This is a genomic window from Mesorhizobium sp. CNPSo 4689 (genome assembly GCF_057784325.1).
This window is the reverse complement of record NZ_JBWLUZ010000011.1, coordinates 13,712-34,812: the sequence shown is the minus strand read 5'-3', so window position 1 is coordinate 34,812 and position 21,101 is coordinate 13,712. Positions and strand designations below refer to the sequence as shown.

The following is a 21,101-nucleotide window of genomic DNA, read 5'->3' as shown; positions in this document are numbered from 1 at the left end:
TTCAGAATGTCATGGTCCGGCGCGACGCCAGGATCTTTTGCAGCACGGCACAATCGATATCGGGCGGAACCGCGCGTTCGCCGGTAATCAGAGGCAGGAATTCGGTGTCGGGGATGTCGAGGAGCCTCTCATATTGGTCGATTTCGTCGCCGGTCAAGGCGCCGATTTCGGCATCGGCGAAGGTGCCGAGGATAAGATCCATCTCGCGCATGCCGCGATGCCAGGAGCGGAACAGAAGCTTGCGGCGGCGGGCATCGAGCCCCTCGCTTGATCGTTTCGTTCCGGTCATCGTGCCGCATCCCTGTCTGAAGCGGCGCATATAGCGTGGATAGAGGGCGGTGTCAGCCTTGCGCAATGGCCGTCGCGACATAAGCTGACATCATGCGTCCTTCCCTCCTCGATCCGCTGTTCGTCCCAATCACCTCGCTTGCCGGTGTTGGGCCGAAAGTCGGCACACTGATCGAGAAGGTGGTCACTGCCGATCTCGGCGACCGCGCCGCCCGCGCCGGCGACCTCTTGTTCGTCTTGCCCCACACGGTGATCGACCGCCGCAACCGGCCGGGCATTGCGCTCGCACCGGCAGGCGCCATCGTCACGCTCGAAGTGCGCATCGACCGCCACCAGCCGCCACAGCGCGGCAACAGGTCGGTGCCCTACCGGGTCTATGCCCATGACGAGACCGGCGAAATCGGCCTGACGTTCTTCCATGCCCATGCCGCCTATCTCGAAAAGGCCATGCCCGTGGGCGAGCATGTCGTCGTCTCCGGCCGCATGGAATGGTTCAACGGCCGCCCGACCATGGTTCACCCCGATCATATCGCGCTCGCCAGTGACGCCGAAGCCCTGCCCCTGGTCGAGCCTGTCTATCCGTTGACCGCCGGCCTGTCGGGAAAGGTGCTGCGCCGCGCGATCGGCCAGGCTCTCGGCCGGCTGCCGGAGCTGCCGGAATGGCAGGACGGCGCCTTCATGCGCCGCCAGACTTTTCCGGCCTTCGGCGATGCGCTCACCCGCATCCACAATCCGGCCGACCCGATCGACGTCGCCATCGAGGGGGCAGCGTGGCGGCGGCTTGCCTATGATGAACTGCTGGCCGGCCAGGTGTCGCTGGCGCTGGTGCGGGCAAAGGTGCGCCGCCTGTCCGGCCGCCCGCTGATTGGCGACGGCCGTATCGTCGAAAAACTGCGCGCGGCCCTGCCCTATTCACTGACTGGTAGCCAAGAATTCGCGCTCGCCGAAATCAACGCCGATCTCGCCGACCCAGAACGCATGCTGCGTCTGCTGCAAGGCGACGTCGGCTCCGGCAAGACGGTGGTCGCGCTGCTCGCCATGGCGCGCGCCGTCGAGGCCGGCGGCCAGGCGGCGCTGATGGCGCCGACCGAAATCCTGGCCCGCCAGCATCTTGCGACGATCACGCCTTTGGCGGAAAAGGCCGGCCTACGCATCGCCATCCTCACCGGCCGCGAAAAGGGCCGCGAGCGCACCGACACGCTCGCCGGTCTTGCAAACGGAGAAATCGACATCGTTGTCGGCACCCATGCGCTGTTCCAGGAAACCGTGACTTTCCATGACCTCGTCTTCGCCGTGGTCGACGAGCAGCACCGTTTCGGTGTCCACCAGCGGCTTGCCATCACCGCCAAGGGCGATGCGCCCGACATGCTGGTGATGACGGCGACGCCGATCCCGCGCACTTTGGTGCTGACCGCCTTCGGCGACATGGATGTCTCGAAACTGACCGAAAAGCCGGTCGGCCGCCAGCCGATCCGCACCGTGACCTTGCCGCTCGAAAGGCTGGACGAACTGGTTGGCCGTATGCTCGATGCCGTCACCGACGGTCAGAAAATCTACTGGATCTGTCCGCTGGTCGAGGAATCCGAAGAGATCAAGCTGATGTCGGCCGAGGATCGTTTCGCTTCGCTGAAGCCGCTATTCGGCGACAGGATCGGGCTGGTGCACGGACGTATGAAGGGCACAGAGAAGGACGAGGCGATGCGTGCCTTCAAGCAGGGCGAGACGCGCATCCTGATCGCCACCACAGTCATCGAGGTCGGCGTCGACGTGCCGGACGCGACGATCATGGTCATCGAGCATGCCGAGCGCTTCGGCCTTGCGCAACTGCACCAGCTGCGCGGCCGGGTCGGGCGCGGCGGCAAGCCGTCATCCTGCGTGCTGCTCTACAAGGATCCGCTGGGCGAGACGGCAAAACGCCGGCTGTCGGTGATGCGCGAGACCGAGGACGGGTTCCGCATCGCAGAGGAGGATCTGAAGCTGCGCGGCGAAGGCGAGTTGCTGGGCACCCGCCAGTCCGGCACGCCGGGCTTCCAGGTGGCGCGCATCGAGGCGCATGCCGATCTGCTCGAAGCCGCACGCGACGACGCAAGGCTGGTCCTGTCGCGCGATCCGGAATTGCAGTCCGAGCGCGGTTCGGCGCTTCGGCTATTGCTCTATCTGTTCGGCCGCGACGAGGCCGTGCGTCTGCTCCGCGCCGGCTGAGGCCCGGCGCCGACAGGCGGATTGGCAAGCGGGCCATCGATCCGCTCTCCATTGACGGTCACGATCTTGGCCTTCACCTCAGGTGCCACAAGCCCGGCCGACACGATCAGCTTGGCGCCGTCTTCGATCGTCATGTCGAGCAGCACGATGTCGGATTTCAGCACATACATCAGGAAGCCGGTGGTCGGGTTCGGCGTGCACGGCATGAACACCGCGATCAGCGGGTCGCCTTCCTGGTCGAGCTTCTGGTTGATCTCGGTTTCCTTCTCGCTGGCGACGAACACCAGCGACCAGACCCCCTTGCGCGGATATTCGACCAGCCCGACCTGGTGGAACATGTCGCCCTTGTTCGACAGCACCGTTTGGAAAATCTGCTTCAGCGAACCGTAGATGCCGCGCACCAGGGGCATGCGACCGAGCAAGCGCTCGCCGAAGTTGACGATGGCGCGGCCGACGATGTTGGCCGTCATGAAGCCGATCAGCGTGATCAGGATCAAGGCAACGATCAGGCCAAAGCCCGGAACCGGGACCGGCAGATAGGTGTCCGGGCTGTAGCGTGCCGGAATATAGGGTTTCACCCAGGAATCGACCCAGCCGATGAACGACCAGGCGATATAGGCGGTGATGGCCAGAGGTGCGCAGACGATGAAGCCGGTCAGGAAATAATTCCGCAGCCGGGTCATGCCTGAGGTCTTGGGAGCGTTCATGGGTTCACCGCAGCGCGCTGATTGCAACGCGACATTAGTGAACCGCAAGGCGGTTTGGAATTGCGAAGTTTTTAAAAGGCTGTTTACGCAGCTGCGTCCAGAGGCGCGATCTTCTCAAGCTCCGGCGCGAGTTTTTTCGCCTCGGTTTCAAGTTCATAGGCCTGCTGAAAATTCATCCAGAATTCGGGCGTGGTGTTGAAGAATCTGGCAAGGCGAAGCGCCGAATCGGGAGTCAGGCCAACCTCCTCCTTGACGATACGCTCGATGCGGGTGCGGGGAAGGTTGAGCCTCCTCGCGAGCGCACCGGGACTCATGCCGAGCGGGACGAGATATTCCTCGCGCAGATATTCTCCCGGATGAATCGGACGTGCAAACTTGAGCATAGTTCAAGGACCTCCAGGGTCGGGGCAAGCGCCCACTCAATGGTAGTCAACGATCTCCACATCTTCAGCCCCGGCGGCCGTCCACCTGAAGCAGATGCGCCATTGATCGTTGATGCGAATAGAATGTTGCCCGGTCCTGCTTCCTTTCAGGGCTTCGAGATGATTTCCAGGTGGCGATCGAAGGTCATTCAGTTGAGCTGCATTGTCGATTGCCCTGAGGCGGCGTTCACCACGAGCAACCAAATCTGGTGGAAAGCCTTTCGGCGCCTTGCCTTCGGCAACAGCCTCGACCGCTTTGCCCCTAAACGAAACGATCAATGCCATCCCCCAAGATTTGTATCATAGATTGATACAATGCACCATGCAAGGGGAAACGTATCAACAACTGATACAAACCAAGCTGTTTGGGACCATTCGGGCGGCAGTCAAGACTTGACCCCGGCCTATTCCACCGTCACCGATTTCGCCAGATTGCGCGGCTGGTCGACGTCGGTACCCATGAACACGGCGGTGAAGTAGGCGAGCATCTGGATCGGCAGCGCGTAGATGATCGGCGAGATGATTTCCGGCACGTCGGGCAGGATGATCGTCTCCATCGTCTTAACGCTGGCCTGCGCCGCGCCCTTGCTGTCGGTGATCAGGATGATCTTGCCGCCGCGCGCCGCCACTTCCTGCATGTTCGACACGGTCTTTTCGAAGATGCGGTCATGCGGCGCGATGACGATGACCGGCATGTTCTCGTCGATCAGCGCGATCGGCCCATGCTTCAGCTCGCCGGCGGCATAGCCCTCGGCGTGGATATAGGAGATTTCCTTGAGCTTCAGCGCGCCTTCCATAGCCAGCGGAAAATTGGTGTCGCGGCCGAGATAAAGCACGTCCTTGTAGCGCGAGAGTTCGCGCGCGATTCGTTCGATCTGCCCGTCGAGCTTCAGCACCTGGTTGGCGTAGCGCGGCGCTTCCGACAGCTCGCGCACCAGCGTCTTTTCCTGCTCACGCGAAATCGTTCCGCGCGCCACGCCGGCGCGTACCGCAAGTGAAGCCAGCACCGAAAGCTGGCAAGTGAACGCCTTGGTCGAGGCGACGCCAATCTCGGGGCCGGCCAGCGTCGGCAGCACCACGTCGGATTCGCGCGCCATGGTCGATTCGCGCACATTGACGACAGCACCGATCTTCATGCCGGCCTTGCGGCAGTAGCGCAGCGACGCCAGCGTGTCGGCGGTCTCGCCCGACTGCGAGATGAAGAAAGCGGCGTCGTTGGCCGACAGCGGCATCTCGCGGTAGCGGAATTCCGAGGCGACATCGATGTCGACCGGCAGCCGCGCATAACGCTCGAACCAGTATTTGCTGATCAAGCCGGCGAGATAGGCGGTGCCGCAGGCCGAGATCGCCAGCCGGCCGATCTTGGCGAAATCGAAGGGCAGCTCGAGCGGCTTGGAGACGCCGGAGACGAAATCCACATAATGCGCCAGCGTGTGCGAGATCACTTCCGGCTGCTCATGGATTTCCTTTTCCATGAAGTGCCGGCGGTTGCCCTTGTCGACCATGAAGCTGGTCGACAGCGACTGCTGGCGCTTGCGGTCGACCTTGTTGCCGTCCATGTCGAAAATGGCGACCTCATTGCGGCGCACGACAGCCCAGTCGCCGTCTTCCAGATAGGTGATCGAATTGGTGAAGGGCGCCAGCGCGATGGCGTCGGAGCCCAAAAACATCTCGCCGTCGCCATGGCCGACGGCCAAGGGCGGGCCGTTGCGGGCGCCGACGATGAGGTCCTCGTCACCCCTGAACATGATCGCCAGCGCGAAGGCGCCGTCCAGCCGCTTCAGCGCCTGGTGCGCGGCCTCGACCGGCTTCAGCCCCTTGGCCAGTTCGCGCGCCACCAGGTGCGCGACGACCTCGGTGTCGGTCTGCGACGAGAAAGAATAGCCGTCGCGGATCAGTTCGTCGCGCAATTCGGCGAAGTTCTCGATGATGCCGTTGTGGACGATGGCGACGCCGTCGGAAAAATGCGGATGCGCGTTGGTCTCATTCGGCACGCCATGCGTCGCCCAGCGCGTGTGGCCGATGCCGATCGTACCGTCGAGCGGCTCGCTCTTCAGCAGGCGTTCGAGATTGACCAGCTTGCCTTCGGCGCGCCTGCGGCCAAGCTCGCCATGTTCGATGGTGGCGACGCCGGCCGAGTCATAGCCGCGGTATTCGAGCCGTTTCAGCGCATCGACGATGAGCGGCGCGACCTGCTGTTGGCCGACAATTCCGACGATACCGCACATGGCGCTTGCCCCCGATTCCTTGCAGAAACCCAGCGCTATCTAGGGATTGCCGGCCTGCCGTAAAAGTCACTTTGCGTTTCGTTCCGTGTCAGCGGAACGGTCCTGCTCGCAATGCACCATGCCAGACCGCTCTTGCAATCCGGTTACTGCAATCGTTCGGTTTTTCAGGCGCTTGGCCTGCCAATATTCACTTTTTCTTCGCCGCAGCCGCCGAAGCAAAACGCTCGCGCAATTCCTTGCCCTTGCCTGGAATCGTTTTCTGACGGGCGCGGCCGAAGGCCAGCGCGTCATCCGGCACGCTTTCGGTAATCACACTGCCCGAGGCGATGTAGCCGCCGTTGCCGATCGTGACCGGCGCCACCAGCGAGGAGTTCGAACCGATGAAGGCGCCCTCGCCGATGTCGGTGAAGAATTTCGAATAGCCGTCATAATTGCAGGTGATGGTGCCGGCGCCGATATTGGCGCCCGCTCCAACCCTCGCATCGCCGATATAGGTCAGATGGTTGACCTTGGCGCCCTCCTCGATGACAGCCTGCTTGACCTCGCAGAAATTGCCGACCTTGGCCTTCTGCTTGAGATCGGCACCCGGCCGCAGCCGCGCGAACGGCCCGACATCGCAGTTCGAGGCGACGGTGGCGCCCTCGATATGGCTGAAGGCATGGATCTTGGCGCCCGTGGCGATCTTCACGCCTAGCCCGAACCAGACATTGGGTTCGACGACCGTGTCGGCGCCGATCTCGGTATCGTGCGAGAAGAAAACTGTCTCGGGCGATATCAGCGTCACTCCCGACAGCATCGTCTCGCGCCGCCGGCGCCGCTGCCAGATGCCTTCGGCTTCGGCAAGTTCGGCGCGGTTGTTGATGCCGAGCGCGTTCTCGAAACTGGCCTCAGTGGCGATGACATCGAGCCCTTGGCCGCTGGCGATCTCGACGATATCGGTCAGGTAGTATTCGCCCTTGGCGTTCTTGTTGCCAACCGCTTCGAGCAGCTTCAGCGCCTGGCTGCCGGCCACCGCCATCAGCCCGCCATTGCAGAAGGTAATCTTTTTCTCCTCGTCGGAGCAGTCCTTCTCCTCGCGGATTGCGACCAGGTTGCCGCCCTTTTCGATCAGGCGGCCATAGCCGGTCGGGTTGGCCGTGCGGAAACCGATCACAACGACGCCAGCACCTTCGGCCAGTTTCAACCGTGCCACGGTGAGCGCGTCCGGATCGATCAACGGCGTGTCGCCGAACATTACGAGGACATCGTCGTAACCCCTTGATATCGCGTCGCGCGCAGCCAGCACGGCATGCGCGGTGCCCAAGCGCTTTTCCTGCACAAAAGTCTCTGCCTTCGGCGCAAACTTGGTCGCCGCCTTCCGCATCTCGTCCGCGCCATGGCCGATCACCAGCGCCTGATCCCCAGCGCCGGCGGCTTCGGCCGCCTTCACCACATGGGCAACCATCGGCAGGCCGGCGATCTGATGCAGCACCTTCGGCAGCGCGCTCTTCATGCGCGTGCCTTCGCCGGCGGCGAGGATGACGGACAGGCAGGATCTCTGGCTCATGAATGGGCAACCGTATGAAAAGGGATCAGGAATCGAAACTATCTAGCATTGGCGCCATGCTGCACCAATGCGGTTAAATTCCGGTGAGATGGCGGAGCAGCTGACTCTTAATCAGCGGGCCTAAAGTTCTGTACGACAGCCCGGGCTTGTATCGGGACGCCTATCCCAATTGCCCCAGGGCTGGGAAGTTCTCCAGGAGCCAATACGACGCGCTCTGTACCCCGCCGGTCAGGAAAAACACCCCCGCGACAACCAGTAGTGCGCCGATCGCCTTTTCGACGCGGCCGAGATGGACGCGGAATTTGCCAAGGAAGCGCATGAAGGCCGAGGAAAACAGGGCTGCGATCAGGAACGGGATGCCCAGCCCGAGCGAATAGGCAGCGAGCAGCAGCGCGCCCTCACCGACCGTCTCGCGGCCGCCGGCCAGCGTCAGGATCGGTCCCAGCACCGGACCGATGCAGGGTGTCCAGCCGAAAGCGAAGGCCAGCCCCATGACATAGGCGGCAATCAGGCTGGCCGGCTTGCCTTGCGACTGGAAGCGCGCCTCGCGCGACAGAAGCGGGATGCGCAATATGCCGAGGAAATTCAGCCCCATCAGGATGATCAGCACGCCGGCGGCCATCGCCAGCTGCTCCTGCCAGATGCGTAGCCAATGACCGATGGTCGAGGCGCCGGCGCCGAGCGCGACGAACACGGTGGAGAAGCCGAGCACGAAGGCGATCGAGGACGCAATCAACGCACCACGCGCGCCGGCCCTGGCCGTGGCGCCGGCATCGCCGCGAAAGTCGTCGACCGACACGCCGGCCATGTAGCAGAGATAGGGCGGCACCAGCGGCAGCACGCAAGGCGACAGGAACGAGATCGCCCCCGCCCCAACCGCGCTGACATAGCCGATGTCCAATGCCATTCCGTAGCTCCAACAATGCTGGCGCGCATATAGCGACGCACCGCCTTGTCCACCAATCACCATTTTGTGGCAAGCCGCACTGCCTGCAGCGACAGACGGGGAAGAAACGGGCAGCCGGACACGTTGAACAGACAAGGCCGCGATTTCCCGCGCGCCTTTTCGGATCACTCAGGGAGATTTCCATGAAAACGATCACAGCCGGGCTGGCCGCGCTTTTGCTCAGCACCGCCGCATCCTTCGCTGCCGAGGCGTGGAAGGAAGCCGATGTCGGTGGCACCAAGATCTACACCGATGCCAACGGCATGACGCTTTATACCTACGACAAGGACGAGAAGGGCAAGACCAACTGCTACGACAAATGCGCCACCAACTGGCCGCCGCTGAAGGCCGAGGCCGACGCGAAAGCCGACGGTGAATGGACAGTCGTCGACCGCACCGACGGCACCAAGATGTGGGCCTATGAGGGCAAGCCGGTCTACACCTTCATCAAGGACAAGAAAGCCGGCGACATGACCGGTGACGGCGTCGGCGAAGTCTGGCACGTCGTCAAGGCCGACTGACGTTCCCAATGCAGCGTCCTGCCTGCTGGCGGACAGTGTGCTGCCGCTAGCGGGACGTCGACTGGTCGCCGGGCACCCTCCATTCGCCTGGCGGCCGGTTTCACAATGCAGGCCATTGCGCCTGCTCAGATGCGGCACTGGGCCGGATTTGCATGGTCGCTGGCGACGTATCTCCGAGTCGTTTCGGGTCGCTCGAAGCATGAACGGCCTTCCCCGAAATTCTGTGATGTTCCCCATACACTCTAAGAGTGTATTGCTGCGGACGTCCTCGCAATTTGGCCACTTCCCCTTGACCGATTGCAAAAGCGCGGCCATGTGAGCGACGAAAAGAACGCGTCGCGCAGCGGAATTCTTCTGCCGCCCCACAGCTGATATGAGACCTCATGGACGTCGTCGTCGTCGAATCGCCGGCCAAGGCAAAGACAATCAACAAATACCTCGGCAAGAACTACAAGGTTCTGGCCTCGTTCGGCCATGTCCGCGATCTGCCGGCCAAGGACGGCTCGGTGCGCCCGGACGAGGATTTCGCCATGTCCTGGGCCGTCGATACCGCATCGGGCAAGCGCTTGGCCGACATCGCCAAGGCGGTCAAGGATGCCGACGGCCTGATCCTCGCCACCGACCCGGACCGCGAAGGCGAAGCGATCTCCTGGCATGTGCTGGAAGTGCTGAAGCAGAAGCGCGCGCTGAAGGACAAGCCGGTCAGCCGCGTCGTCTTCAACGCCATCACCAAGTCCTCGGTGCTGGAAGCCATGGCCAATCCGCGCCAGATCGACGCGCCACTGGTCGATGCCTATCTCGCCCGCCGGGCGCTGGACTATCTCGTCGGCTTCACGCTGTCGCCGGTGCTGTGGCGCAAGCTGCCCGGCGCCCGCTCGGCCGGCCGCGTCCAGTCGGTGGCGCTGCGCCTGGTCTGCGACCGCGAATCCGAGATCGAGCGCTTCATCCGCGAGGAATACTGGCAGATCGCCGCCATTCTCGGCACGCCGCGCAACGAGAATTTCGAAGCACGGCTCACCGCCTTCGAGCGCAAGAAGCTGCAAAAACTCGACATCGCCAACAAGGCGCAGGCCGACGACATCAAGGCGATGCTCGAAGGCGCTGCCTTCAAGGCGGTATCGGTCGAGGCAAAGCCGACCAAGCGCAATCCGGGCCCGCCCTTCACCACCTCGACGCTGCAGCAGGCGGCCTCCTCTGGCCTCGGCTTTTCCGCCAGCCGCACCATGCAGGTGGCGCAGCGCCTCTATGAAGGCATGGACATCGGCGGCGAGGCCGCCGGCCTGATCACCTATATGCGAACCGACGGCGTGCAGATGGCGCCGGAGGCGATCGACGCCGCGCGCGATGCGATCGCCAAGGAATTCGGCGCAAAATACCTGCCGGAAAAGCCGCGCTTTTACACGACCAAGGCCAAGAACGCCCAGGAAGCGCACGAGGCGATCCGACCGACCGATTTCATGCGCACGCCGGCTTCGGTCCGGCAGTATCTCGATGCCGACCAGGCGCGGCTCTACGAGCTGATCTGGAAGCGCGCCATCGCCAGCCAGATGCAGCCGGCCGAGATCGAGCGCACCACGGTCGAGATCGAAGCGGTCAACGGCGCTCGCACCGCCGAGCTTCGCGCCGTCGGTTCGGTCGTTCGCTTCGACGGTTTCATCGCCGCCTACACCGACCAGAAGGACGAGGACGCGGAGGACGAGGAAAGCCGCCGCCTGCCCGAGATCCGTGCCGGCGAACAGCTTGCGCGCCAGGCGATCAACGCCACCCAGCACACCACCGAGCCGCCGCCGCGCTATTCGGAAGCCTCACTGATCAAGAAGCTGGAAGAGCTCGGCATCGGCCGCCCGTCCACCTACACGGCGATCCTGAAGACGCTCGAGGACCGCGATTACGTCGAGATCGACAAGCGCAAGCTGGTGCCGCAGGCCAAGGGCCGGCTGTTGTCGGCCTTCCTCGAAAGCTTCTTCGAGCGCTATGTCGAATATGATTTCACCGCCTCGCTCGAGGAAAAGCTCGACGAGATCTCCGACGGCAAGCTCGCCTGGAAGGATGTGCTGCGCGACTTCTGGAAGGATTTTTCCGGCGCCGTCGCCGACATCAAGGAACTGCGCGTCACTGATGTTCTCGATGCGCTGAACGAAGAGCTGGCGCCACTGGTGTTCCCGGCGCGGGAAGACGGCTCGAACCCCCGCATCTGCCCGAAATGCGGCACCGGCAATCTGTCGCTCAAGCTCGGCAAATTCGGCGCCTTCGTCGGCTGCTCGAACTATCCGGAATGCTCGTTCACCCGCCAGCTCGGCGACGCCGCCAACCCCAATGGCGAGAACGGCAATGGCGACGACGGCACCAAGGTGCTGGGCAAGGACCCCTACACGGCTGAGGAGATCACGCTGCGTAGCGGTCGCTTCGGCCCCTACATCCAGCGCGGCGATGGCAAGGAAGCCAAGCGCTCCAGCCTGCCCAAGGGCTGGACGGTCGATACAATCGACCACGAAAAGGCGCTCGCCCTCTTGGCGCTGCCGCGCGACGTCGGCAAGCATCCGGAGAGCGGCAAGATGATTTCGGCAGGGCTCGGCCGCTACGGACCGTTCGTGCTGCATGACGGCACCTACGCCAATCTCGAAAGCATCGAGGACGTGTTCTCGATCGGCCTCAACCGCGCCGTGTCGGTGATCGCCGAGAAGCAGCTGAAGGGCAAGAACGGCCGCAATGGCGGCACCCCCGCCGCGCTGAAGGAGCTTGGCGATCACCCCGATGGCGGCGGCAAGATCGTCGTGCGCGACGGCAAATACGGGCCCTACGTCAATTTCGGCAAGGTCAACGCGACGCTGCCCAAGGGCAAGGACCCGCAATCGGTGACCATCGAGGACGCGCTGGCGCTGATTGCCGAGAAGGAAGCCAAGGGCGGCGGCGGCAAGAAGCCGTTCCGCAAGGCGGCGGGGGCGAAGCCCGCGGCCGCCAAAAAGCCGGCGGCGAAGAAAAAGGGATAGCAGGCCGTGGCGCGCAGGATCTCCGGACGAAGCCACGGCGATCCGCGCACCGCCGATACCCGCGCCAAGGTGAAGGACGACTACCGCCCCTCACGCGACGAGATCCTGCGCTACATCGCCGAAAACCCGGACCGCGCCGGCAAGCGCGACATCGCCAAGGCGTTCGCGCTGCGCGGCGAGGACCGCATCTGGCTGAAGGACATGCTGCGCGACCTGCAGGACGAAGGCATCCTGACCAAGGAGCGCAAGCGGCTCGCCCGCGTCGGCGCCCTGCCCCATGTCGCGGTGCTCGACATTTTTGGCCGCGATGGCGACGGCGTGCTGCTGGCGCACCCGGCCGAGCCTATCGGCAACGGCGAGCCGCCGGTCGTCTCGATCCGCGTCTCGCGCGGCGGCAATGGTCCGGCGCCGGGCATCGGTGACCGCGTGCTGGCCAAGACCTTCCCCACCGACGATGCGACAGGCCCCGCCTATACCGGCCGGGTGATGAAGATCTTCGAGAAACGCACGGATGCCGTGCTCGGCGTTTTTCGTGTGCTGAAGGACGGAACCTTCCGGATCGAGCCGGTGGAACGGCGCCAGCCCGAACTGGTCGTCGACAAGGAATTCCAGAACGGCGCCAAGAACGGCGACCTGGTCGAGGTCGAGCCGGCGCGCGCCTCCCGCTACGGGCTGCCGCGCGCGAAAGTCCTGACGGTGCTGGGCTCGCTGACCAGCGAGAAGGCGGTCTCGATGATCGCCATCCATGCCCACGATATTCCGCATATCTTTCCGGCCGACGTAATCGCCGAATCCGAGGCCGTGAAGCCGGCGACGCTTGATCACCGCGAGGACTGGCGCGACCTGCCGCTTGTCACCATCGATCCGGCCGACGCCAAGGACCATGACGATGCGGTGTTCGCCACGCCCGACACCGACGACAAGAACCCCGGCGGCGTGGTCGTCACCGTGGCGATCGCCGATGTCGCGGCTTACGTCCGCTATGGCACCGCGCTCGACCGCGAGGCGCTGAAGCGCGGCAATTCGGTCTATTTCCCCGACCGCGTCGTGCCGATGCTGCCCGAACGCATCTCCAACGACCTTTGCTCGCTGCGCGAGGGCCAGGATCGCCCGGCGCTTGCGGTGCGCATGACCTTTTCCGCCGACGGCCGCAAAGTCAGGCATTCCTTCCACCGTGTCATGATGAAGTCGGCGGCGAAACTCGCCTACCCGCAGGCGCAGGCGGCCATCGACGGCATGCCTGACGACAAGACCGGCCCGATCCTCGACGCGGTGCTGAAGCCGCTATGGGACGCTTATGCCATCCTCAAGCGCGGTCGCGATTCCCGCCAGCCGTTGGAACTCGACCTGCCGGAGCGCAAGATCCTGCTGAAGGAGGACGGCACCGTCGACCGCGTCGTCGTGCCGGAGCGGCTCGACGCCCACAGGCTCATCGAAGAGTTCATGATCCAGGCCAATGTCGCGGCCGCCGAAACGCTGGAGGCCAAGCGCCAGGCGCTGGTCTACCGCATCCACGATGCGCCTTCGCTGGCCAAGCAGGAATCGCTGCGCGAATTCCTGCAGACGCTCGGCCTGTCGCTGGCGCGCGGCACCCAGATGCGCCCGGCCCAGTTCAACGGCATCCTCGAGCGCGTCAGCGGCGCCGACAATGAGGGGCTGGTCAACGAAGTGGTGCTGCGCTCGCAGAGCCAGGCCGAATATTCGCCGAAGAATATCGGCCATTTCGGCCTTAACCTGAAACGCTACGCGCATTTCACCTCGCCGATCCGCCGCTATGCCGACCTGATCGTGCATCGCGGGCTGATTGCCGCACTCGACCTCGGCGCGGGCGGCCTGACACAGAATGAGGCAGACCGGCTGGAAGATGTTTCCGTGCTGATCTCCGGCACCGAGCGCCGCGCCATGGCGGCCGAACGCGACACGGTCGACCGGCTGGTCGCGGCCTATCTGGCCGAACGCATCGACGACCGCTTCGACGCGCGCATCTCCGGCGTCACCAAATCGGGACTATTTGTCCAATTGCCGCAGTACGGCGCGGATGGCTTTATCCCGGTGTCAAGTCTGGACGGCGATTACTATATCTACGACGAAACCGCTCGATCGCTGTTCGGAGAGCGCACCGGCAAGGGTTATCAGCTTGCCGACCGCGTCGAGGTTCGCCTGGTCGAGGTGGCGCCGATGGCCGGCGCGATGCGTTTCGAGACGCTGACCGACCCGAAGCCGCTGCCCGGTTCCAAACGGTCGTTCCACAAGGCCAAGGGCCGCGCCCGCGCGTCGCAATCGCGTCCGGGCACGCGCGGCAGGAGACGATGATGGCAAGACAGTTGCAGATGGAAGACCAGGTTTTCGGCGGCGAACTTCATTCGGGCCGGGTCGCACGACCGCTGTGGACAGCGATGAAGCGCGGCCTGCTCGGCCGCTGCCCGCATTGCGGCGAAGGCAAGCTGTTTCGCGGCTTCACCAAGTCCGTCGACAAATGCGACCATTGCGGCGAGGAACTGCATCACCACCGTGCCGACGACCTGCCCGCCTATCTGGTGATCGTCATCGTCGGCCATATCGTGCTTGGCGCCTTCATGGGCGTCGAGGCAACCTCCACCCTCTCCACCTGGCAGCACATCGCCATCTGGGTGCCGCTGACCATCCTGCTCGCGGTGGTGCTCTTACAGCCGGTCAAGGGCGCCGTCATCGGCCTGCAATGGGCGCTCTATATGCACGGCTTCGGCGGCGAAAAGGATGTCATCGAGTCTCACCCCGAGGCTTGAAGTCGCGGCTGGTGCAATCGGCGATGGCTGAACGCCACTTTCGCACAAGACAAGTTTCCGCTAAAGCGCGTCGCGTATGAACGGGTTCACGCGACACGCTTCAGATCTTATTTCCGTGCAGGTCGTTGGTCCCCGAACCTTCTGGACGACATGCATCAGGTCGAGCGTATGGACGGGATGACCAAGGCCGACATCGACAAGGTTGAGCGGAGTGTTGCACTGCCACAGGCCCGGGCGTTGCGTCCGCGCGACGCCGCGACGCTGATTCTGCTCGACCGCAAGGGCGATGACATCCAGGTGCTGATGGGCCGCCGCCATGCCGGTCATGCCTTCATGCCCGGGAAATTCGTCTTTCCCGGCGGCCGCACGGATCCAGCCGACAGCCGCATTCCCGTCGCAGCAGGGCTCCACTCGGAGGAACAAGCCAATTTGACCACCGGCCTTGGCCGCACGAGCGTGGCACGCGCCCGCGCCATTGCGCTGTCGGCGATCCGCGAGACCTACGAGGAAGCCGGCCTGCTCATCGGCCGCAAAGGCACCTTCGCGACGACCAGTCGTGATTGGCAAGGCTTTGCCAAACACGGTGTGATGCCCTCGCTGGAGCCGCTGCGTTTCATCGCGCGGGCGATCACGCCGCCAAACCGGGTACGCCGTTTCGACACCCGCTTCTTCAGCGCCTGGCGCGGCAACGTGGCGGTTGAGCTTCCGGGCGGCGGTCCGACCAATGAGTTGGAGGAGCTGGTCTGGCTGCCGCTGGCCAAGGCCAGGCAGGCAGACATACCCGACATCACCCGCATGATCCTGGAGGAGCTGGAAAGGCGGCTCGCCGACGATCCGCTGCTGCGTCCGGGCGGCTCCGTGCCCCTCTACCGGCTTGTCCGCAACCGCTTCATCCGCGAAATTCTATAGGTAATTCAGGCATCACATGACGGTCGATACCCAGCAACAGGGAGACGAACGCGTACACTGGCTGCCGATGGTCGCTGCGATCTCCTCGATCAGCGTTGTCGGCATCGCCATCGGCCTCGGCATGCCGCTGCTCAGCGTCATCCTGGAGACGCGCGGCCACTCGGCCTCGATGATCGGCCTTAACACCGCCGTCGCCGGCCTGGCCTCGATCGCCGGTGCGCCGCTCGCCACGCCGCTTGCCATGCGCTTCGGTGTCGCCTGGACCATGTTAGCCATGATTGCCGCCGGCGCGCTCGCCTTCGTCGGCTTCCATTTCGCGCCGGACTTCTGGATGTGGTTCCCGCTGCGCGTCGTGCTGCATATCGCGCTGACAGTGCTGTTCATCCTGTCGGAATTCTGGATCAGCACCTCGGCACCGCCGCACCGGCGCGGCCTGGTGCTGGGCATCTATGCCACCGTACTGTCGCTCGGTTTCGCTGCCGGGCCGTGGCTGTTTTCCCATCTCGGCAGCTCCGGCTTCCGGCCCTTCGGCGTCATCATCGGGTTGGTGACACTGGCCGCAATACCGGTGCTGGCGGCACGCAACGAGAGCCCGACGATCGTGGCGGACGGCGAGACCAGCAATTTCCTGCGCTACATCTGGCTGGTGCCGACCGCCACCTTCGCGGTGCTGGTGTTCGGCGCCGTCGAGACCGGCGGCTTCGCACTGTTCCCGATCTATGGCAGCCGCATCGGCTACTCCGAAGCCGACGCCGCCCTGCTGCTGACCATGATCGGCCTCGGCAACGTGCTTCTGCAGATCCCGATCGGCATGATCAGCGACCGCGTCTCGGACCGCCGCCATCTGCTCCTGGCTTGCGCCACCGTCGGCCTCGCCGGCACCGTCTTCATGCCGCACTTCGCCGCGAATTGGCACCTGATGGCAGCGCTTCTGTTCGTCTGGGGTGGCGTGGTCGCCGCGCTCTATACGATCGGCCTTGCCCATCTCGGCTCCCAGCTCTCCGGCCATGAGTTGGCCTCCGCCAACGCCGCCTTCGTGCTTTGCTATGGCGTCGGCATGGTGCTCGGGCCGCAGGCGATCGGCATCGGTATGGACATCTTCGGCCCCTCCGGCTTCGGCTGGTCGCTCGGTGTTTTCTTCGCCGCCTATATCGCTTTGGTCGGCATCAGGCTCGTCCGGAAAATCCTGTAGAGCGGCTCGATCAGGCGCCTCGGCGCACGAGGCTGCTGACATCACCGTGTCAGCAGCACCCCTGCTATATCGACGCTCCACAAGCAGGGAGATATCAGATGATCGACAGTGGATTTGAAACCAGATCGGTGCGGATGGAGTTGCTGCTGCTTGTCAGCTTCCAGGCACCGCCCGCCGATGTCGACCGCATCATGGAAGCGGTGGTGGCGATCAACCCGCTCGGCATGGGCAATTATGACAGCAACGCCTTCCAGTCGGCTGGCGGCGTCGAGCGCTACCGGCCGCTCGAAGGTGCTGCCGCCGGCGCCGAGACGATCTTGCGTGAGCGGCCAGGCACGGTCGAGGTGTCGTTCGAACTGCCCGACGACCAGACGCTGGCCGCCCGAATCGTTGAGGCGATCTACCAGGCGCATTCCTATCAGGAGCCGGTGATCCGCATCCAGCCGCTGCTCGCCAGCAGCTCGAAAGGTCTCGACGACCGCGCCAACCCCAATCGCTGGTGGAACACCACGGGCGACTGGAAGAAGGCCGCTTCACCGGTCAGGGAGGACGCCTGAAGCTGCCGACGTCGCTGCCGTCGGCACGCTCCTTGCCTGCGGCAACATGGGCATTGGGCGCGGCAGAGGCCCGGCCGGGCTTGACTTTCCGGGCACGTTCTTTATGTGTCGCGCCAAGTTTCCCGCGTCCGGGTGTTTTCCCCGTGCTCCAGCGGCCAAAACTCCACGAACATTAACGGACGAACATCATGGCCAAAGCCGCAAACATCAAGATCAAGCTTCTGTCGACCGCCGACACCGGTTTCTTCTACGTGACCAGCAAGAACAGCCGTACCAAGACCGACAAGCTGTCGTTCCGCAAGTACGATCCGGTCGCCAAGAAGCACGTCGAATTCAAGGAAACCAAGATCAAGTAATCGGTTTCCTCCGAGTATGCCGAAGCGCCGCCCACCGGGCGGCGTTTTTCGTTTGGGTGGACTGACAGCCCGCGCCGAAAACGCAGATCTTCCGCCGCTCGGCGCGGAATCCTGATGTCGTTTTTTGGGAGAAAGGGGGCCGGTCGGCGTTTGGCAGCGGTACGAGGAGGCCACTATGTGCCAGCGCCGGCCGGCCGACCCCACGGACCCAGGAGATGCGGCGGACCTGAGCATCATGGGGTATTTTTCGGATCGAACCGGCAAATCCATCCTCGTGCCGGTCGTCTTGGTCTATGGCTTCACATTTGCGCAAGACCTTATAAAAATCAACAGTTTCTTAACCAAGCCTCGCGAATCGCTTGGATTAAGGTAAATTCCTAACCTTGTTGGCTTGACCGGGAAATCGGGCGCCGGCGCCAGAGCATGATCCCCCAAAAGTGGTATCCGGCTTCGGAAAAGATCATGCTCGAACAAAAAAGATAGAGCCCCGTCCCGGCTCCATCGGGAGGGAACAGGTTCTATGCAGCCTTGGCGACGACGCGGTTGCGGCCACCGCTCTTGGCCTCGTAAAGCGCAAGGTCGGCGCGTTTCATCAGCGCCGCGACCGTATCGGTCCCCTTCAGCACAGACGATACGCCGACGCTTACGGTGACCTCGATCGTCTTGCCCTCATGGCCGATCGCAAAGGGCATCTGGGCGATCTCGGCACGGATGCGTTCGGCGACCTTTTCGGCCACCGCGCCGTCCGTGTCGGGCATGACCACGACGAACTCCTCGCCGCCGAAGCGGCAGGCAAGGTCGATGCCGCGCACGTTCTTGCGCAACCGCCGCGCGAATTCGCGCAGCACGTCATCGCCGCCATCATGGCCGTGCAGATCGTTGATGGCCTTGAAGCGGTCGAGGTCGGTGATCATCACCGATAGCGGCCGCCGCCGCGCCACGGAGCGGTCGAACAGCGTTTGCAGATGGCTGTCGAGGTAACGGCGGTTGTGCAGCCCGGTCAGCCCGTCGGTCACCGCCATCTCGATGGTCTGGATGACACTGGCGCGGAGTTGGTCGTTGTAGCGCTTGCGGCGCACCTGCGTGCGCAGCCGCGCGGTCAGCTCCTGCTGGTCGATCGGCCGCATCAGGAAATCGTTGATGCCGAGTTCGAGGCCGCGAATGATGCGCCCCTCCTCGCCCTCGTCGGCCAGAAGGATGATCGGCAGGAAGCGCGTGCGATCGAGCGAGCGCAGCTGCGAGCACAGCCGCAGCGGATCGAAATCGGCGAACGCCGTCGAGATCAGCACGCATTCATAGGCTGTCTCGGCCGCCTGGAAGAAACCGGCATGCGGATCGCTGGCGATGTCGAGATCGGCCCTGCCGCGCAGCATCTTCTGGATACGCTCGTAGGACGATTTGCGCTCGTCGATCAAAAGAACCTTCGGCGTGGTGTCGGCCGCGGTGAAGTTGCGGCTCAAAAGCTCCTCGATGCCGATGTTGCGGGTTGTCGAGGCGCGCAGCCGCAACTCGTCGGTCAGCGACTTCAGCCTGACCAGGCTCTTGACGCGCGTCATCAGCTGCAGGTCGTTGACCGGCTTGGTCAGGAAATCGTCGGCGCCGGCCTCGAGGCCGCGCACCCGGTCCGAAACCTGGTCGAGCGCGGTGATCATGACGACTGGGATGTGCGCGGTCGCCGGATCGCTTTTCAGCCGCTTGCAGACCTCGAAGCCGTCCATGTCGGGCATCATCACGTCGAGCAGCACGACATCGACCTTGCCGTTCTCGCAGGTCTCGATGGCGTCCGGCCCGTTGGACGCAGTCAGCACCTCGAAATATTCGGCAAGCAGCCGAACCTCGAGCAGCCTCACATTGGCAGGGACGTCGTCGACGACGAGGATCCGCGCGGTCATGTCACAAGGCTCCGGCTTGGCTGGACATCAGGCATCGCCCAGATAGGATTTGATGGTCTCGATGAAGCGCGGCACCGAGATCGGCTTGGAAATATAGGCCTCGCAGCCGCCCTGGCGGATGCGTTCCTCGTCGCCTTTCATGGCGAAGGCGGTGACGGCAATGACCGGAATCGAGTGGAGGTCGTCATCCTCCTTCAGCCATTTGGTCACTTCCAGCCCCGAAACCTCCGGCAGCTGGATGTCCATCAGGATCAGGTCCGGCCGATGCCGGCGCGCCAGATCCAGCGCTTCCAGGCCATTGCGTGTGCGAACCGTCTCGTAACCGCTGGCTTCGATGAGGTCCCGAAAGAGCTTCATATTGAGCTCGTTGTCCTCGACGATCATGACCTTCTTAGGCATCGATTTCCCGTCCCGACGGCCTTCTGCGTGAAGACCATCGTCATGCGTCCTTGCCGGATCGCACCCCAACCCTTCGCCACTCTACGCCAATTTGATTGACGAAACGGAAACCGGCCGCCTCAAAAGCTGTCCGGATTCCAACGCGGAGACGGTGATGGCTTGCCGCAAGGGACACTTGCCATTACTGCGGAAAGAGACTCATTCCGCATTCAGAAGGTAATGATGGCAAACGCAGCGTCAATGCGCGAGGAAGCGGAGACCATTGCCGTCAAGGCATTGGGCTTCGTCGCGGCCGATCCGGAGCTTCTGCCGCGCTTCCTGGCGATCACCGGCATCGAGGCGCAGTCGATCCGGCGCGCGGCAGGCGAGCCGGGTTTCCTGGCCGGCGTGCTGCAGTTCATCCTGGCCCACGAACCGACCTTGCTGCGCTTCGCCGAGGAGACCGGAACCCCGCCGGCTGCCGTCGGCAAGGCCTTGCGCGCGCTGCCGCTCGGCGACGACGATCACGAGCGTTCGATATGAGCGACGATCCCGAGACAGCACGGCAGATCGAAGAGCTTGCCGCGGACGACCGGCCGCTGCTGGTGCTCGACGTCGACGATGTCGTGCTAGAATTTATCCGGCCCTTCCCGCATTTTCTCAAATCGCGCGGCTTCGGCCTGACGCTCGCGTCCTTCCGCCTCACCGGCAACATCGCCGAAACGGCGAGCGGCCGCCTGATCGAACAGGAAGAGGTGACGGCGCTTCTGGGTGAATTCTTCGACGCCCAGGCCGAATGGCAAAGCATCACCGACGGCGCGGCGGAAGCCCTAGGCACGCTCGGCGGCAGCGCCGAGATCGTCCTGCTGACCGCCATGCCGCACAGGCACCGTGCCGTGCGCCGCGCCCATCTCGACACGCTCGGGCTGCCCTACCCGCTTCTGACCACCGAAATGGCCAAGGGACCGGCGGTGGCCAAATTGCGCGGCAAGAAGGGCCGGCCGGTGGTTTTCGTCGACGACCAGCCGTCGAACCTGGCGTCGGTGAAAAGTTCGGTCGCCGACGCGCATCTCTTCCATTTGATGGCCGATAATTCGCTGCGAGCCTTCCTGCCGCCCGCGCCGGACGGCGTCACCGTCGTCGAGGACTGGCGCGACGCCGCGCCGAAGATCGCGGCGGCGCTCGGGCTTTAGCTCCTGAAC

General features: G+C 63.8%; 20 protein-coding genes. 11 read left to right on the top strand and 9 right to left on the bottom strand.

The genetic code is table 11. The features are described 5' to 3' along the window. Window position 1 precedes the first annotated feature (1 nt). Complete coding sequence (locus tag AC04SI_RS16885; protein ID WP_404279128.1) at window positions 2–289, bottom strand: succinate dehydrogenase assembly factor 2; 288 nt, start codon at window positions 287–289, stop codon at window positions 2–4. Between the two features lie 92 nt (window positions 290–381). On the opposite strand from AC04SI_RS16885, the gene recG reads away from it, so the two are divergent. Next, window positions 382–2,490: an ATP-dependent DNA helicase RecG gene (gene recG, locus AC04SI_RS16880; RefSeq protein ID WP_404279125.1), complete on the top strand. Its 2,109-nt coding sequence runs from the start codon at window positions 382–384 to the stop codon at window positions 2,488–2,490. Here recG and AC04SI_RS16875 read toward each other — a convergent pair. The 6 genes from AC04SI_RS16875 to AC04SI_RS16850 form a co-directional block, all read right to left on the bottom strand. Next, window positions 2,442–3,173, bottom strand: coding sequence for a DUF502 domain-containing protein (locus tag AC04SI_RS16875; protein WP_404279388.1), 732 nt, complete (start codon window positions 3,171–3,173; stop codon window positions 2,442–2,444). The genes recG and AC04SI_RS16875 overlap by 49 nt on opposite strands. Window positions 3,174–3,280: 107 nt before the next feature. After that, window positions 3,281–3,580 (bottom strand): HigA family addiction module antitoxin, encoded by a 300-nt coding sequence (locus tag AC04SI_RS16870; RefSeq protein WP_404279123.1) that lies wholly within the window; start codon window positions 3,578–3,580, stop codon window positions 3,281–3,283. A 36-nt stretch (window positions 3,581–3,616) separates the two neighbouring features. Continuing rightward, entirely contained in the window at window positions 3,617–3,898 is a 282-nt protein-coding gene (locus AC04SI_RS16865; protein ID WP_404279387.1) for a type II toxin-antitoxin system RelE/ParE family toxin, read from the bottom strand. Window positions 3,899–4,023: 125 nt separating this feature from the next. After that, window positions 4,024–5,847, bottom strand: a complete 1,824-nt coding sequence (gene glmS / locus AC04SI_RS16860; protein ID WP_404279121.1) for a glutamine--fructose-6-phosphate transaminase (isomerizing) — start codon at window positions 5,845–5,847, stop codon at window positions 4,024–4,026. Between the two features lie 187 nt (window positions 5,848–6,034). After that, window positions 6,035–7,393 (bottom strand): bifunctional UDP-N-acetylglucosamine diphosphorylase/glucosamine-1-phosphate N-acetyltransferase GlmU, encoded by a 1,359-nt coding sequence (gene glmU / locus AC04SI_RS16855; RefSeq protein WP_488474519.1) that lies wholly within the window; start codon window positions 7,391–7,393, stop codon window positions 6,035–6,037. A 160-nt stretch (window positions 7,394–7,553) separates the two neighbouring features. After that, window positions 7,554–8,300 carry a cytochrome c biogenesis CcdA family protein gene (locus AC04SI_RS16850; RefSeq protein ID WP_404279117.1) on the bottom strand — a complete coding sequence of 249 codons (747 nt, stop codon included), beginning with the start codon at window positions 8,298–8,300 and terminating at the stop codon, window positions 7,554–7,556. Between the two features lie 182 nt (window positions 8,301–8,482). Here AC04SI_RS16850 and AC04SI_RS16845 point away from each other — a divergent pair, with 182 nt between their 5' ends. The 8 genes from AC04SI_RS16845 to rpmG all read left to right on the top strand — a co-directional run bounded on the left by AC04SI_RS16845 (window position 8,483) and on the right by rpmG (window position 17,629). After that, a complete protein-coding gene (locus AC04SI_RS16845) occupies window positions 8,483–8,860 on the top strand; it encodes a COG4315 family predicted lipoprotein (RefSeq protein ID WP_040582653.1) in 378 nt (125 codons plus the stop codon). A 383-nt stretch (window positions 8,861–9,243) separates the two neighbouring features. Next, a complete protein-coding gene (topA, locus tag AC04SI_RS16840; protein ID WP_404279115.1) occupies window positions 9,244–11,850 on the top strand; it encodes a type I DNA topoisomerase in 2,607 nt (868 codons plus the stop codon). 6 nt (window positions 11,851–11,856) lie between these two features. Next, entirely contained in the window at window positions 11,857–14,163 is a 2,307-nt protein-coding gene (rnr, locus tag AC04SI_RS16835) for a ribonuclease R (protein WP_488474518.1), read from the top strand. Between the two features lie 17 nt (window positions 14,164–14,180). Next, window positions 14,181–14,615 carry a DUF983 domain-containing protein gene (locus AC04SI_RS16830; RefSeq protein WP_404279385.1) on the top strand — a complete coding sequence of 145 codons (435 nt, stop codon included), beginning with the start codon at window positions 14,181–14,183 and terminating at the stop codon, window positions 14,613–14,615. Window positions 14,616–14,783: 168 nt separating this feature from the next. Further along, window positions 14,784–15,524: an NUDIX hydrolase gene (locus tag AC04SI_RS16825; protein WP_404279111.1), complete on the top strand. Its 741-nt coding sequence runs from the start codon at window positions 14,784–14,786 to the stop codon at window positions 15,522–15,524. Between the two features lie 16 nt (window positions 15,525–15,540). Beyond that, complete coding sequence (locus AC04SI_RS16820) at window positions 15,541–16,716, top strand: MFS transporter (protein WP_404279109.1); 1,176 nt, start codon at window positions 15,541–15,543, stop codon at window positions 16,714–16,716. 98 nt (window positions 16,717–16,814) lie between these two features. Beyond that, window positions 16,815–17,273 carry a YqfO family protein gene (locus AC04SI_RS16815; protein ID WP_404279107.1) on the top strand — a complete coding sequence of 153 codons (459 nt, stop codon included), beginning with the start codon at window positions 16,815–16,817 and terminating at the stop codon, window positions 17,271–17,273. 188 nt (window positions 17,274–17,461) lie between these two features. Further along, window positions 17,462–17,629, top strand: a complete 168-nt coding sequence (rpmG, locus tag AC04SI_RS16810) for a 50S ribosomal protein L33 (protein ID WP_006201775.1) — start codon at window positions 17,462–17,464, stop codon at window positions 17,627–17,629. A gap of 518 nt (window positions 17,630–18,147) precedes the next feature. Here rpmG and AC04SI_RS16805 read toward each other — a convergent pair. Together AC04SI_RS16805 and AC04SI_RS16800 are read right to left on the bottom strand one after the other, a co-directional pair. After that, window positions 18,148–19,521 (bottom strand): PleD family two-component system response regulator, encoded by a 1,374-nt coding sequence (locus AC04SI_RS16805; protein WP_488474517.1) that lies wholly within the window; start codon window positions 19,519–19,521, stop codon window positions 18,148–18,150. Window positions 19,522–19,548: 27 nt separating this feature from the next. After that, the gene (locus tag AC04SI_RS16800; RefSeq protein WP_006201772.1) at window positions 19,549–19,920 is read right to left on the bottom strand and encodes a response regulator; all 372 of its coding nucleotides are present in this window, start codon (window positions 19,918–19,920) and stop codon (window positions 19,549–19,551) included. Between the two features lie 222 nt (window positions 19,921–20,142). On the opposite strand from AC04SI_RS16800, the gene AC04SI_RS16795 reads away from it, so the two are divergent. Next, complete coding sequence (locus AC04SI_RS16795; RefSeq protein ID WP_040582650.1) at window positions 20,143–20,442, top strand: DUF3572 domain-containing protein; 300 nt, start codon at window positions 20,143–20,145, stop codon at window positions 20,440–20,442. Beyond that, window positions 20,439–21,092, top strand: a complete 654-nt coding sequence (locus AC04SI_RS16790; protein WP_404279091.1) for a hypothetical protein — start codon at window positions 20,439–20,441, stop codon at window positions 21,090–21,092. The genes AC04SI_RS16795 and AC04SI_RS16790 overlap by 4 nt, the downstream gene beginning before the upstream one ends. Window positions 21,093–21,101: the final 9 nt, after the last annotated feature.

Coding starts and splice junctions, on each gene's coding strand:
- AC04SI_RS16885 (WP_404279128.1), bottom strand. CDS start 289: ATGACCGGAACGAAACGATCAAGCGAGGGGCTCGATGCCCGCCGCCGC.
- recG (WP_404279125.1), top strand. CDS start 382: ATGCGTCCTTCCCTCCTCGATCCGCTGTTCGTCCCAATCACCTCGCTT.
- AC04SI_RS16875 (WP_404279388.1), bottom strand. CDS start 3,173: ATGACCCGGCTGCGGAATTATTTCCTGACCGGCTTCATCGTCTGCGCA.
- AC04SI_RS16870 (WP_404279123.1), bottom strand. CDS start 3,580: ATGCTCAAGTTTGCACGTCCGATTCATCCGGGAGAATATCTGCGCGAG.
- glmS (WP_404279121.1), bottom strand. CDS start 5,847: ATGTGCGGTATCGTCGGAATTGTCGGCCAACAGCAGGTCGCGCCGCTC.
- glmU (WP_488474519.1), bottom strand. CDS start 7,393: ATGAGCCAGAGATCCTGCCTGTCCGTCATCCTCGCCGCCGGCGAAGGC.
- AC04SI_RS16850 (WP_404279117.1), bottom strand. CDS start 8,300: ATGGCATTGGACATCGGCTATGTCAGCGCGGTTGGGGCGGGGGCGATC.
- AC04SI_RS16845 (WP_040582653.1), top strand. CDS start 8,483: ATGAAAACGATCACAGCCGGGCTGGCCGCGCTTTTGCTCAGCACCGCC.
- topA (WP_404279115.1), top strand. CDS start 9,244: ATGGACGTCGTCGTCGTCGAATCGCCGGCCAAGGCAAAGACAATCAAC.
- AC04SI_RS16830 (WP_404279385.1), top strand. CDS start 14,181: ATGGAAGACCAGGTTTTCGGCGGCGAACTTCATTCGGGCCGGGTCGCA.
- AC04SI_RS16825 (WP_404279111.1), top strand. CDS start 14,784: ATGGACGGGATGACCAAGGCCGACATCGACAAGGTTGAGCGGAGTGTT.
- AC04SI_RS16820 (WP_404279109.1), top strand. CDS start 15,541: ATGACGGTCGATACCCAGCAACAGGGAGACGAACGCGTACACTGGCTG.
- AC04SI_RS16815 (WP_404279107.1), top strand. CDS start 16,815: ATGATCGACAGTGGATTTGAAACCAGATCGGTGCGGATGGAGTTGCTG.
- rpmG (WP_006201775.1), top strand. CDS start 17,462: ATGGCCAAAGCCGCAAACATCAAGATCAAGCTTCTGTCGACCGCCGAC.
- AC04SI_RS16805 (WP_488474517.1), bottom strand. CDS start 19,521: ATGACCGCGCGGATCCTCGTCGTCGACGACGTCCCTGCCAATGTGAGG.
- AC04SI_RS16800 (WP_006201772.1), bottom strand. CDS start 19,920: ATGCCTAAGAAGGTCATGATCGTCGAGGACAACGAGCTCAATATGAAG.
- AC04SI_RS16795 (WP_040582650.1), top strand. CDS start 20,143: ATGGCAAACGCAGCGTCAATGCGCGAGGAAGCGGAGACCATTGCCGTC.
- AC04SI_RS16790 (WP_404279091.1), top strand. CDS start 20,439: ATGAGCGACGATCCCGAGACAGCACGGCAGATCGAAGAGCTTGCCGCG.